The sequence below is a fragment of the Bacteroides intestinalis genome (assembly GCF_003464595.1).
In the GTDB taxonomy this organism is placed as follows: Bacteria; Bacteroidota; Bacteroidia; order Bacteroidales; family Bacteroidaceae; genus Bacteroides; species Bacteroides intestinalis_A.
Map to the genome: position 1 here is coordinate 309226 of NZ_QRZF01000001.1, position 12834 is coordinate 322059.

At 43.4% G+C, this 12834-nt stretch carries 12 protein-coding genes; 9 read left to right on the plus strand and 3 right to left on the minus strand.

Features of this window, described 5'->3' with window-relative positions:
- Window positions 1-22: 22 nt before the first annotated feature.
- From DWW10_RS01140 to DWW10_RS01150, 3 genes are all read left to right on the plus strand, one after another.
- Window positions 23-787, plus strand: coding sequence for a UDP-2,3-diacylglucosamine diphosphatase (locus tag DWW10_RS01140; RefSeq protein WP_022394262.1), 765 nt, complete (start codon window positions 23-25; stop codon window positions 785-787).
- Window positions 788-833: 46 nt separating this feature from the next.
- A complete protein-coding gene (locus tag DWW10_RS01145; RefSeq protein WP_022394261.1) occupies window positions 834-2693 on the plus strand; it encodes a serine hydrolase in 1860 nt (619 codons plus the stop codon).
- 114 nt (window positions 2694-2807) lie between these two features.
- Window positions 2808-3017, plus strand: coding sequence for a hypothetical protein (locus tag DWW10_RS01150; RefSeq protein ID WP_007660550.1), 210 nt, complete (start codon window positions 2808-2810; stop codon window positions 3015-3017).
- A 124-nt stretch (window positions 3018-3141) separates the two neighbouring features.
- Here DWW10_RS01150 and DWW10_RS01155 read toward each other — a convergent pair whose 3' ends face one another.
- From DWW10_RS01155 to pta, 3 genes are all read right to left on the minus strand, one after another.
- Window positions 3142-4542, minus strand: a complete 1401-nt coding sequence (locus DWW10_RS01155) for an alkaline phosphatase (protein WP_118420634.1) — start codon at window positions 4540-4542, stop codon at window positions 3142-3144.
- A gap of 182 nt (window positions 4543-4724) precedes the next feature.
- Window positions 4725-5927, minus strand: coding sequence for an acetate kinase (locus tag DWW10_RS01160; RefSeq protein WP_022394258.1), 1203 nt, complete (start codon window positions 5925-5927; stop codon window positions 4725-4727).
- 27 nt (window positions 5928-5954) lie between these two features.
- Window positions 5955-6965: a phosphate acetyltransferase gene (gene pta, locus DWW10_RS01165; RefSeq protein WP_007660556.1), complete on the minus strand. Its 1011-nt coding sequence runs from the start codon at window positions 6963-6965 to the stop codon at window positions 5955-5957.
- A 308-nt stretch (window positions 6966-7273) separates the two neighbouring features.
- On the opposite strand from pta, the gene DWW10_RS01170 reads away from it, so the two are divergent.
- From DWW10_RS01170 to DWW10_RS01195, 6 genes are all read left to right on the plus strand, one after another.
- Entirely contained in the window at window positions 7274-7612 is a 339-nt protein-coding gene (locus DWW10_RS01170; protein ID WP_007660560.1) for a CidA/LrgA family protein, read from the plus strand.
- Complete coding sequence (locus DWW10_RS01175; protein ID WP_007660562.1) at window positions 7609-8304, plus strand: LrgB family protein; 696 nt, start codon at window positions 7609-7611, stop codon at window positions 8302-8304. The genes DWW10_RS01170 and DWW10_RS01175 overlap by 4 nt, the downstream gene beginning before the upstream one ends.
- A gap of 54 nt (window positions 8305-8358) precedes the next feature.
- Window positions 8359-9276 carry a DUF2156 domain-containing protein gene (locus DWW10_RS01180; RefSeq protein WP_022394256.1) on the plus strand — a complete coding sequence of 306 codons (918 nt, stop codon included), beginning with the start codon at window positions 8359-8361 and terminating at the stop codon, window positions 9274-9276.
- Between the two features lie 76 nt (window positions 9277-9352).
- Window positions 9353-10396, plus strand: a complete 1044-nt coding sequence (locus tag DWW10_RS01185) for a GNAT family N-acetyltransferase (RefSeq protein ID WP_022394255.1) — start codon at window positions 9353-9355, stop codon at window positions 10394-10396.
- 640 nt (window positions 10397-11036) lie between these two features.
- The gene (locus DWW10_RS01190) at window positions 11037-11543 is read left to right on the plus strand and encodes a cyclophilin-like fold protein (RefSeq protein WP_022394254.1); all 507 of its coding nucleotides are present in this window, start codon (window positions 11037-11039) and stop codon (window positions 11541-11543) included.
- A gap of 27 nt (window positions 11544-11570) precedes the next feature.
- A complete protein-coding gene (locus DWW10_RS01195) occupies window positions 11571-12827 on the plus strand; it encodes a cupin domain-containing carboxymuconolactone decarboxylase family protein (RefSeq protein WP_022394253.1) in 1257 nt (418 codons plus the stop codon).
- Window positions 12828-12834 lie beyond the last annotated feature (7 nt).

The following is a 12834-nucleotide window of genomic DNA, read 5'->3' on the forward strand; positions in this document are numbered from 1 at the left end:
TAACAAGCAGAATAGCACGGTTATGAAGAACGTATATTTCCTTTCGGATGCACACCTCGGCTCACGTGCCATCGAACACGGGCGCACACAAGAACGACGCCTCGTCAACTTTCTCGACAGTATCAAGTACAAAGCTTCTGCCGTGTATTTGCTGGGCGATATGTTCGACTTTTGGTATGAATTCAAGACCGTTGTGCCGAAAGGCTATACCCGTTTCCTGGGCAAACTGTCCGAACTGACGGATATAGGAGTGGAAGTACACTTCTTCACAGGAAACCATGACATTTGGTGCGGAGACTATCTGGTTAAAGAGTGCGGTGTCATCATGCATCGCGAACCGCTTACAACGGAAATATACGGTAAGGAGTTCTACCTCGCCCACGGTGATGGTTTGGGTGATCCTGACAAGAAATTCAAGTTCCTGCGTTCCATGTTTCACAACGAGTTTCTACAAGTTCTTTTTTCTGCCATACATCCCCGTTGGAGTATGGAATTGGGACTGAACTGGGCCAAGCAAAGTCGCTTGAAACGCGTTGACGGTAAAGAACCCGAGTATATGGGTGAAGACAAAGAATTCCTGATACTCTACACCAAAGAGTATCTGAAGAGCCATCCGAATATTAATTACTTTATCTACGGACACCGTCACATCGAACTGGATCTGATGCTGAGCGCTACCGCCCGTATCACCATACTGGGAGACTGGATTAATTATTTCTCTTATGCCGTTTTCGATGGTGAGAATCTTTTCCTTGAGAATTTTATCGAAGGAGAAACCAAACTATAATCCTCCCCCGGCAACCTTAAAGTGCCAACCAACCGTTTGATCTGATATGAACCTTTTAAGTCCCAAATATCTCTTTGCCGGATGTTTGCTTATGGCAGGCACTCTTTCGGCATGGGGACAGTCCGCTCCTACCCTTGCCATCCGCATTGATGACCTCGGAGCATTCCATTCTGTCAATGAAGCCTGTATTGAAACCTACCAGTCGGGTATCGCCCGTTCTGTAGAAGTAATGCCCGTAGCCGCCTGGTATCCGGAAGCAGTCCGTCTGCTAAAAGAGAACCCGGGATTGGATGCCGGTTTACATTTAGTGATTACCAGTGAATGGGAAAATGTAAAATGGCGTTCCTTAACCCATTGCCCCAGCCTGACGGATGAGAACGGATACTTTTATCCGATGATGGGACCCAATCCCGCCTATCCGGGACAATCGGTTATGGAAAATAAATGGGATATAAAAGAGGTAGAACAAGAGTTTCGCGCACAGATTGAGATGGCACTGAGAAACATTCCCCAACTCAGCCATATGACGGGGCACATGCTGTCCACCGGATTCACTAAAGAAGTGAATGAACTGGTGCTACGCCTGGCAAAAGAATACAATCTTCCTTCCATTGATCGCATGGGTTCACCACAAGATTATCAATTCACCTACATTGGTTATGACGGTCCGAGCCGGACCTCTGCCGAAAAGGAAGAAAGCTTCATACGTTCCCTGAATAAGCTGGAAGCAGGCAAACGATATCTGTTCCTCGATCATCCGGCACTGGACAATGAGGAGATGAAAACCGTCTTTCATATCGGCTACGAACAAGTAGCACTCGATCGGCAAGGTGTCACAGACTTACTTACCAGTCCGCGTGTGAAACAAGTCATTGAAGAGAAAGGTATCAAGCTGATTTCTATCAATCAACTCACCAAAGGACTGCCCCGCAGCACTCCCTCCAAGAAACTGGAGAAAGCAATGGAAAAATACCTGGAAGCGGTGAAGAATGCCGGCCAAGACCTGCATAGCATCATGATTGTACAGCATGGCAATGTACTTGCAGAAAAATGGATGAGTGAAGGAAAAGAAGACGAGCCCCATGTACTAAACTCTGTCAGCAAGACTTTCACAGCCTCAGCCATAGGATTTGCAATAGCCGAAGATAAACTAAAACTAACGGATAAAGTAATTTCCTTCTTCCCGGATCAGTTGCCTGCAAATATAAGTGAGAACCTGGAAGCCATGACTATCCGCGACTTACTAACTATGACTTGCGGACATGACGGTGATCTCAGGAGTAATGAACGAGCAGCAAAAAATGCAGATAAAGGTTGGGTAGAACAATTTCTTGCCTATCCCGTAGATCATAAACCGGGAACATTCTTTGCATACAACAGTCCTGGTACTTATATGCTTTCGGCCATCGTACAGAAAGTAACTGGAGAAAAGTTAGTGGATTACCTATATCCTCGCCTGTTTCGTCCACTGGGGATTGTCAATGTGAAATGGCAGGAAAGTCCGGAGGGCATCAATTGCGGTGGCTGGGGTTTGTACCTCAAAACTGAGGACCTTGCCAAGATGGGGCAACTCTTCCTGCAAAAAGGAAAATGGAAGGGACAGCAGGTATTACCGGAGGAATGGATTGCCGAGGCATCTGCCAAACAAGTTGCTTCTTTCCCGGCAGGAATGGATCCCGAAGCAGCCAAGAAATCAAAGATTAGTGAGAAGACGAACGACTGGATGCAGGGTTATGGTTATCAAATGTGGCGTTGCCGCCACAATGCCTACCGCGCCGATGGAGCAGACGGACAATACATTCTCGTAATCCCAGAAAAAGATGCCGTTATTGCCGTAACAGCACATATCGGAGATATGCAGGCTGAACTGGATTTAATCTGGAAATACCTGCTCCCGGCACTGTAAACAGATGCTTCGTCTATTTAATCTTCTGTAAATGTCCCCGAGAAAAAGGAAATAAACGAAACCTTTTCATTTTAATCTTGTAATATATCCATAAACCATTAAAAATATACAGTTATGGATGATTTGATTTATAGGAATAATGCAATTGCCGAAGAAAATATCGACCCGCATGGTCGTCCGGCAAAGGATGAATTCGAGGAATTCAGTGAAGAGGTCTCTGAGCATACAGATCTTGGGTACAAGGATCAGAAAGTAAAGTCTGCAAAAGAGCGAAAGAAACGCCTCGAAGAAATGGACGAAATAGTCAAGGAAGACTTAAAGTAATAACAGCTAATATGAGTGTAGAAGTAGCAGCACGTTATTATACAACAAGCGCGGATTATGCGGATACGGATTGTGTAGTCCGTATTATCCGCTTAATCCGCGCCTGAAACAAATCAATATCTGATTATTTATATCCCGCAACCTTTGCTATACGCTTCGGGATTTCCGTATTATCATATTTGCCAGCAAATTCCTTAGAGCCTGCACCCACCGCATATACAGGTACATATCCTGCTGTATGGCTACCGCTTGTCCAACCTACCATAGCAATCTGGCTCATTACTTTTCTTGCAGATGCAGCCAACGGTTCAGTCTTCGAGTAAAGAGTTTCTTCGAACACGACCTTGTTCTTTACAAACGACTGTTCAAACTCATCACGCAACATCTTTTCCTGTTCCCAAGTCAAAGGCAACTCTTTCCAAAAGCCCATCTTTTCTGTCAACAGCGCTTTGGCATCTTCCCAAGTAACATCATGTCCTTTTGCCTTACGCAAATCAGTGATAGCAACAGAAAGTAAATCCTGAGATTGTTTTTGATTCTTCAAGGCTTTCAAATGCAATTCATACTTGCCTGTACCCAATCCTAAACCACCAGTTTCATGGTCTGCCGTTACCACAATCAAAGTTTCTTTGGGGTGCTTCTTATAAAACTCATACGCCACTTTGATAGCATTGTCCATATCTATCACTTCTTCGAAAGTAGTAGCAGGGTCATTTGAATGGCAAGACCAGTCTATCTTTCCACCTTCTACCATCAGGAAGAAGCCTTTATTCTTACCTTTAGTCAAAAAAGAAATAGCGCTTTCAGTAATCTCTGCAAGAGTCAAGTCGCCATCTTTACGGTCAATAGAATAAGGCAGGCAAGAAGGGTTGGCATCATCTTTCTGAATCAGCACCATCTTATCAGCCTGAGCAGCTTTAGCTTTAAAATCGTCTACACCTTTTGCAATCGTATAACCGGCTTCCTCAATGATGGGGAAAATGCTTGGAGCTTCTTTCTTGTCAGCCGTAGTAGTTGGCTTCAGGAAACCACCACCTGCATAGAAATCAAAGTTAGCCTTCGGCAAGTCAAGAGCAATCTCGTAATACATATTACGATTAGGCTGATGTGCATAGAAAGCAGCAGGAGTAGCATGGTCTACACTGACACTGGTAGTTACACCAACTTTCTTCCCGGCTTTCTTAGCCCTCTCGGCAACAGTCTGAATCACATTCTTCTGGTCATCCATACCGATAGCACCGTTATACGTCTTCACTCCGGTAGCCAAAGCAGTTCCGGCAGCAGAAGAGTCCGTTACAGAGTTGGTTGCAGAGAAAGTTGTGGCAACACCCACAGCCGGGAACTGAGTAAACAACAACGGTGTCACACCAATGCGTCCTTCCTGTTCAGCCAGATACATTTCCGTACCGTTCACCTGGTTCACTCCCATTCCATCACCGATGAAATAAAATACATACTTTGCCTGCTGCGCATATGTCATACCTGTCAACAAGACAAAGAACAATAAATACATGAATCTTTTCATAAATTGGTATATTTAAAGTAGTTTGAATAAATGTCGCTTTCTCTTAAGAAACAAGCAAAGATAAGGATTTTAAGCCAGTGCTTGGAGCAGATACTGTTAAAAAAATAAAGCCGGAAGGCAATCCGCATTGCTTCCGGCTTCATTATTACATCGCGATTGCGAACATATTAACTTTTCAAGGATTATTTCTTATTTAAGATAGCCATAGTATCCGAGGCAATCATCAACTCTTCGTCAGTCGGGATCACTACAACTTTCACCTTAGAGTCTTCAGCAGAAATCACTGCTTCTTCTCCACGAATCTTATTCTTTTCCAGATCCAGTTTCACACCCATATATTCCAAACCTTCGCATGCACCTGAACGGCAAGAAGCCTGATTTTCGCCTACACCACCTGTAAATACAATGATGTCCACGCCACCCAAAGCAGCAGCATAAGCACCGATATACTTCTTAATACGGTAGAAATACATCTTTTCAGTCAGGTCGGCCATTTTATTGTTACCGGCAGCAACAGCAGCTTCCAACTCGCGCATATCACTGGATACACCAAAGACACCCATTACACCGCTCTTTTTATTCAGCAAGTCAGATACACCGGCAGCAGTCAGATTCTCCTTTTCCATAATGAAAGTTACGGCACCGGCGTCAATGTCACCGCTACGTGTACCCATCATCAAGCCTTCCAGCGGAGTCAAGCCCATGCTGGTATCAATGCTCTTACCATCTTTTACAGCAGTGATAGAACCACCGTTACCAATGTGACAAGTAATAATCTTCTTTCCTTCAGGATTCACACCCAAAAATTCGCACACACGTTGTGAAACGTAACGGTGAGAAGTTCCGTGGAAACCATAACGACGTACACCATACTTCTTATACAATTCGTAAGGAATAGCATACAAATAAGCATAGTCAGGCATAGTCTGGTGGAATGCAGTATCGAATACACCAATTTGCGGTACGTTAGGCAATATAGCAGAGATAGCGTTTACACCTTTCAGGTTAGCAGGATTGTGAAGCGGAGCCAGATCGTTGCAAGCGGTAAAAGCATCCAGTACTTCCTGTGTCAGTAGTACAGATTCGCTGAATTTCTCACCACCATGCACCATACGATGACCAACTGCGTTAATTTCATTCAAAGATTTGATAGCACCATATTCAGGACTGGTCAATGTATCCAGAATAAATTCTACCCCCACGGTATGTTCGGGAATATCTTTCTCCAGAACTTTCTTTTCGCCGTTAGGCAAAGTAAATTTCAGGAAAGAACCTTGCAGGCCAATTTTTTCGATACCACCCTGTGCGATCACTTCTTTATGATCCATATCAAACAATTTATACTTGATGGACGAACTACCGCAGTTTAATACTAAGACTTTCATTTTATATATTCAGATTTAATAGTTATTTTATTCTTTTGCTCCAATAGCCTGGTTGGCAGTGATGGCAATCATGCGATAAATATCTTCGATGGAGCAACCGCGTGACAAATCGTTCACCGGACGAGCAATACCCTGCAAAATCGGACCTACTGCATCTGCATGGCCTAAACGTTGTACCAATTTATAAGAAATATTACCTACTTCGAGGCTCGGCACAATCAGCACATTTGCGTTTCCTGCAATCGGAGAGCCCGGAGCTTTGCTGGCACCTACTTCAGGAACCAATGCAGCATCAGCCTGCAGCTCGCCGTCGAGAGCCAAGTCAGGAGCCATTTCATGGGCAATTCTCACAGCTTCAATTACTTTATCCACAACCTCATGTTTAGCAGAACCTTTAGTTGAAAAGCTCAGCATCGCTACTTTAGGTTCCATACCTACCACTGACTTAGCAGTACGAGCGGTACAAACCGCAATCTGCGCCAGTTGTTCTGCATCCGGAACCGGTGTAACAGCTACATCACCCATCACCAAAATACCGTTCTTTCCATATTCGGGAGCGTGTGTCAGCAACAACATTGCACCGGATACACAAGTGATGCCCGGAGTTGTCTTAATGATTTGCAATGCCGGACGCAATACATCACCCGTCGTATTGCGTGCACCTGCCAATTGACCGTCAGCATCACCATTCTTAATAATCAGACAGCCCAGATAGAGCGGGTTAAGTACCAACTTACGAGCTTCTTCGATAGTCATACCTTTTTTCTTGCGAAGTTCACACAACAATTGTGCATACTCTTCTTTCTTCGGATGATTCTCCGGATCAATAATAGTAGCCTTACTGATGTTTCCAAGTCCCCATTCTGTTGCACAAGCGTTGATTTCGTCCGGATTACCCAGAAGAATCAAGTCAGCAACTCCATCTGTCAAAATTTGATTGGCAGCTTTCAAAGTACGTTCTTCCGTTCCTTCAGGAAGAACAATACGTTGGCGGTCGGCTTTCGCACGCTCAACGATTTCATTAATTAATCTCTGCATATATATAAATTGTGTATAAAAATTCGGTAGATGTGTTATTCACGCCGCAAAAGTACACAATTTTGCAATATCAACATTGCAATTCGGGGCATTTTTGTGTTCCAAACCGCAATTATTATAATATTTAACACTAACCTGGCACAAAACGTACAAATAGAAAGAAATATCGCAAGAAACTGTGACAGCCAATCTACAAAACACCTAACTTTGCAGCGTTTTCAGTAAACAATTCAACTTTTGGTCAGTTATTAAGAAGGTTATTGCCCAAAGAGAGTTGAATTTAATAATAATAAATAGGTAATAGTAGTATGATTCGTCAATGCGCCATCCTTTTCGGATGCCTGGCTTTGGGTGAATTGGTTGTCTTTCTTACGGATATCAAGCTTCCGTCCAGCATCATAGGTATGCTGTTACTCACCCTTTTCCTGAAATTGGGTTGGATTAAACTGCAATGGGTGCAGGGATTGTCCGACTTTCTGGTTGCTAATTTGGGATTCTTCTTTGTTCCTCCCGGTGTAGCTCTCATGCTTTATTTTGATATTATCGCTGCCCAATTCTGGCCGATAGTGATTGCTTCTTTAGTTAGTACCCTGTTGGTTTTAATCGTTACAGGGTGGGTTCATCAATTAGCACGCAAAATCAAATGAGTTACTTAGACAACGAATTCTTCTTGTTAGCCGTTACTTTCGGCGTGTTTTTCTTTTCAAAACTGTTGCAAAAGAAAACTGGTATTTTATTGCTTAACCCCATTTTGTTGACTATCGCCATCCTGATTATCTTTCTGAAAATGGCGCATATCAACTACGAAACCTACAACAAAGGCGGATACCTCATTGAGTTCTGGCTGAAACCGGCAGTAGTAGCCCTTGGCGTACCTCTATATCTACAATTGGAGGCCATAAAGAAGCAATTGGTCCCGATCCTGCTTTCACAATTGGCAGGTTGTATCATCGGGGTAGTTTCCGTAGTGGTGATTGCCAAACTGATGGGAGCACCGCAGGAAATTATTTATTCATTGGCACCTAAATCTGTTACTACCCCTATTGCCATGGAAGTAGCAGATACATTAGGCGGCATTCCGGCACTGACGGCTGCCGTAGTGGTTTGTGTCGGTTTGCTGGGTAGTATTGTCGGAATAAAAACCCTGAAGCTTACGCGTATTAAGAGTCCGATTGCCCAAGGATTATCTTTGGGAGCTGCCGCCCATGCCGTGGGAACTTCCACCGCCATGGATATCAGTAGCAAATACGGAGCTTACGCCAGTCTTGGGCTTACACTGAATGGCATTTTCACCGCCCTACTTACGCCAACTATTTTGCGATTATTAGGGTTGCTATAACAATTTCTCCTTATCTTTGTTATTCTTTATATTCAAACTAACGAAAACGACGATATGATATCATTTAAAGACATCGAACTTAAAGATAAAGAACTCATTACATCTTATACACAGCATAGTCCCCGACGCAACTGTGACCTTTCATTCTCCAATCTCTGTAGTTGGCGTTTCCTTTATGACACCAAGTTTGCAGTACAGGACGGCTTCCTGATACTGAAATTCTGGGCAGGAGAAGAATTGGTATATATGATGCCAGTCGGGAACGGAGATTTAAAGAAAGTGCTGGAGGATATGATAGAAGATGCCAACCGTGAAGGTGAACGCTTCTGTATGCTCGGAGTATGCGCAGGCATGCGGGCTGACTTGGAAGCCATAATGCCTGATAAGTTTCATTTCGAAGCGGACAGAGATTATGCCGATTACCTGTATCTTCGCACCGACCTTGCCACATTGGCCGGTAAGAAATTCCAAGCCAAACGGAACCACCTCAATAAATTCCGCCGGACCTATACTAATTATGAATATGTTCCTCTCACTTCCAACCGTATACAGGAATGTCTCGATCTGGAAGCCGAATGGTGCAAAGTGAACAACTGCGACCAGCACGAAGGTACGGGTAACGAACGTCGTGCACTCATCTATGCACTGCATAACTTCGATGCCCTTGGCCTGACAGGAGGTATTCTTCATGTAGATGGTAAAATTGTAGCTTTCACTTTCGGTATGCCCATCAACCAGGATACTTTCGGCGTACATGTAGAGAAAGCAGACACCACGATTGATGGTGCCTACACCATGATAAATTATGAATTTGCCAATCATATTCCCGAACAATATACTTATATCAACCGGGAAGAAGATTTGGGTATCGAAGGACTACGCAAAGCCAAATTGTCCTACCAGCCAGTGATTATCCTGGAGAAATATATGGCTTGCCTGAAAGATACCCCTGTAGATCCAGTGAAATGGTAAGATTCTTCTAAGTAGTTAATAGCAAGTAATAAATAATCAATAAAGATAGTAAGCATCTGAATAGGAGATAGAAATAATGCGTGAAAAGGTAAAGAAGTTGTGGAAGCTTTGTTTTAACGACAATGACGAGTTTGTGAATATGTACTTTAATCTTCGCTATAACAGCGAAGTGAATGTTGCCATCGAAAGTGGTGATGAAGTCATTGCCGCCTTACAGATGCTTCCCTATCCGATAACTTTCCATGGTAATAGTGTACCGACTGCATATATTTCGGGTGCTTGCACTCACCCCGACTACCGTAGCCGGGGCGTTATGCGAGAATTGTTGTCCCAGGCATTCGGGCGCATGTATCGTAATGATATCGCATTTACGACCCTTATTCCTGCCGAGTCTTGGTTATTTGATTATTATGCACGCGTAGGTTACGCAACGGCTTTCCGTTACGGTAAACGCACTTTTCATTTGCCAACAGATGAAACGGATGCTCCTTCTCTCACTTCATCTGCAGAGACTGGTTGGTGCTTTCAGGCTTACACAGACTATGATGAAGATGTCTACCAATATCTGAATCGCAAAATGCAGGAACGCCCTTGCTGCCTGCAACATACAAAGACAGACTTCTACGTCATACTGGCCGACCTCAATCTGAGTTGTGGGTGCATTTTCACTCTTTCGAATGAATCTGGAATTGCCGCTCTTGCCATTGTCTATCCCGATGAAGAAGCTTCCAAACTATTTATAAATGAACTATTTGCAGATACTCCCGAAGCAGAGCGTTTGCTGCTCACCCACATCTGCCAAGACATGCAGGCCGAAAGTCTTGATATCATCATACCTCCCGTAAAAGACCAAACCTCTTTCGATTTGGGTATGATACGCATCATTCAGGCCAAACCTGTACTGCAACTTTATGCAGCCGCACATCCCGAGGAAGAAATGAACATTGATCTCATTGACAACGAACTTTCAGCCAACAATGGTTATTATTACCTGAATAAAGGGAAATGTATGTATAGTCACAGACGCCTCCCAGGCGCACATGAGCAACTAACTATCGGGCAATTAACAGAAAAAGTATTTGCTTCGGAACAAGCATACATGAGTCTGATGCTGAACTAACAAAAACATCAGCCTAGCTTAAATATGTAATGAGCTAAATGATAACTTTGTTCACTCCACACAGTAACTCCATTTACATGCCGAAGTAAAAGACGTTACATGCCGATGTAAAGGCCGTTACAATAAGGGGTAAAGGTCGTTACATCCGGCAGTAAATGCTTTTACATCTTGCAGTAAATCATCGGTAAATACTATTGGCTGATTATCAACAAACTAACAAAAGTCCATCAGTAATCTTTAATTCATTCCCATCTCGTTTTGAGGGAGAGTTGACGAGTTAACAAGGGGACAAGGTTCCATGCGGCATAGGAGCATTGCGCAGCCCCTTGTTCCCTTGTCAACTTGTCAACTGGTTTCCTTCCTTTCCATCCCGATATAAGCTAAATCATGTCTTGGAATTCCTTATTTTATATCTATATGGGTTGTAAGACATTATTCAAGGTAGTCTCAGTCGTTATTCAAAGCTACCTCAGTCGTCATGTTAGGTATCCTCTTCTTTTAAAATTAATCTCGCCAACTGGCAAAAACAGTAATTCAGTTACTTTTATCTGTAATCTGTATACAACGTTTATGGAACATCTTCGGTAATTTTGCATTGTGAATGAAGCAGATATAAATCTTAATTTAATAAAGAAGTGATATGAAAAAGCTATTTTTATTTCCAGTAATGTTATTGTTTGCCCTTACAATAGCGGCATGCAGCAATTCTCCCAATGGTTTTGAAGAACCGGATACAGAACAACCGGAAACTTCCGGAAATGATGATGACGAAGATAATAAACCAGAAGAAAATAGTATGAAGATTAAAATAACCGTAGGTAACCGTGAAGTTACCGCAACGATGAAAGACAATGTTACGACTCGTGATTTCCTGTCACGTCTGCCTATAGAAGTTACAATGAACGATTATGCCGGAGCAGAAAAAATATTTTATCCGGAACCTGCATTCAATACCGAAGGTGCTCCCAAGGGACATACTCCATCCCGTGGAGATATTGATCTGTATGCTCCTTGGGGAAACGTCGCTCTCTTTTATAAAAGTGGAAGTCATAGCAGTGAACTGATACCTCTGGGACGCATCGACGGAAACGGAATAGAAGCTTTTGACGTAGCAGGCAATGTAGTCGTGAAGATTGAAAGACAATAGAATCTACCATCATAAAAACAAGATATTATGAATTTGAAAAGAATAATCATTGCCATAACGGTTGTTTTAATCGGTACAGGCAATATAAACGCACAAGATATGAAAACAGAAGTTCCAAAAATCAGTGACTTCCCGGTAGGGGAAGAGAATACTGGCTACGCACAGTATTTCACAGGTAAATCCTGGCTGGCACCTTTGACTACCAGCAAAGAATTAAATGTACCGATGTCCAACGTTACGTTTGAGCCCGGTTGCCGCAATAACTGGCACAGCCACACAGGCGGACAACTACTGATTGCCGTAGGTGGTGTGGGCTATTATCAGGAACGCGGAAAGGCTGCACGCCGCCTGTTGCCCGGTGATGTAGTAGAAATCGCTCCCAACGTAGAACATTGGCACGGTGCCGCCCCCGATAGTTGGTTCTCACACCTTGCCATAGCGTGCAATCCGCAAACGAATCAGAACACCTGGCTTGAGGTGGTGAATGATGAAGAATATGCGGAAGCTGTAAAAGACAGAAGCAGTGAGAATGGAAAGGATGAGAATAGAATTGATTTATGTAAAAAGAGCTACACCCAACTATTCGGTGGAGAAGCTTTGACCGGAGAAGGAGCAGATCCGGAAATAATGGATATACTTCAGAAATATATCTTTGGAGAAGTGTTCCACACAGGTGATCTGGATATGAAAACCCGTGAGATGATTACTTGCGTATCATTAGCCGCCATGCAGCAACTGCCACAACTAAAGAGTCATGCCGGAGCTGCACTAAACATAGGGGTAACTCCTATAGAACTGCGCGAGGCTATCTATCAGTGCGCTCCCATTATCGGTTTCCCAAAAGTATTGAATGCATTGGGCACAATAAACTCCACATTCACGGAAAGAGGTATCAAGTTACCTTTGGAAAAACAGGAGACAGTGACAGAAGAAAATCGCTTGGAGAAAGGTCTTGCTATTCAAAAACCGCTTTACGGAGAGACTATGAAGGAATTACTGAAAGACGTTCCGGGCGGCATGGGAGCCGACGTAGCACGTTTCCTGACTGAAGTTCATTTCGGAGATTTCCAAACCCGAAGCGGACTGAATACCCAAACGCGTGAATTATTGACCTTCTGCGTACTAACTGTAATTGGTGCAGAGCCCCAACTACAATCACATCTGCAAGCCAATCTGAAAGTAGGTAATAGTAAGGAAACGCTGACTGCCGCTGTCATACAATGTATGCCTTATATCGGTTTTCCGGCTGCAATAAAGGTACTGGATATTATCAAAGAAGCATGATACTTTT

Bases quoted from the DNA above. Each gene is read 5' to 3' on its own strand.
- DWW10_RS01140 (WP_022394262.1), top strand. From the start codon at position 23: ATGAAGAACGTATATTTCCTTTCGGATGCACACCTCGGCTCACGTGCC.
- DWW10_RS01145 (WP_022394261.1), top strand. From the start codon at position 834: ATGAACCTTTTAAGTCCCAAATATCTCTTTGCCGGATGTTTGCTTATG.
- DWW10_RS01150 (WP_007660550.1), top strand. From the start codon at position 2,808: ATGGATGATTTGATTTATAGGAATAATGCAATTGCCGAAGAAAATATC.
- DWW10_RS01155 (WP_118420634.1), bottom strand. From the start codon at position 4,542: ATGAAAAGATTCATGTATTTATTGTTCTTTGTCTTGTTGACAGGTATG.
- DWW10_RS01160 (WP_022394258.1), bottom strand. From the start codon at position 5,927: ATGAAAGTCTTAGTATTAAACTGCGGTAGTTCGTCCATCAAGTATAAA.
- pta (WP_007660556.1), bottom strand. From the start codon at position 6,965: ATGCAGAGATTAATTAATGAAATCGTTGAGCGTGCGAAAGCCGACCGC.
- DWW10_RS01170 (WP_007660560.1), top strand. From the start codon at position 7,274: ATGATTCGTCAATGCGCCATCCTTTTCGGATGCCTGGCTTTGGGTGAA.
- DWW10_RS01175 (WP_007660562.1), top strand. From the start codon at position 7,609: ATGAGTTACTTAGACAACGAATTCTTCTTGTTAGCCGTTACTTTCGGC.
- DWW10_RS01180 (WP_022394256.1), top strand. From the start codon at position 8,359: ATGATATCATTTAAAGACATCGAACTTAAAGATAAAGAACTCATTACA.
- DWW10_RS01185 (WP_022394255.1), top strand. From the start codon at position 9,353: ATGCGTGAAAAGGTAAAGAAGTTGTGGAAGCTTTGTTTTAACGACAAT.
- DWW10_RS01190 (WP_022394254.1), top strand. From the start codon at position 11,037: ATGAAAAAGCTATTTTTATTTCCAGTAATGTTATTGTTTGCCCTTACA.
- DWW10_RS01195 (WP_022394253.1), top strand. From the start codon at position 11,571: ATGAATTTGAAAAGAATAATCATTGCCATAACGGTTGTTTTAATCGGT.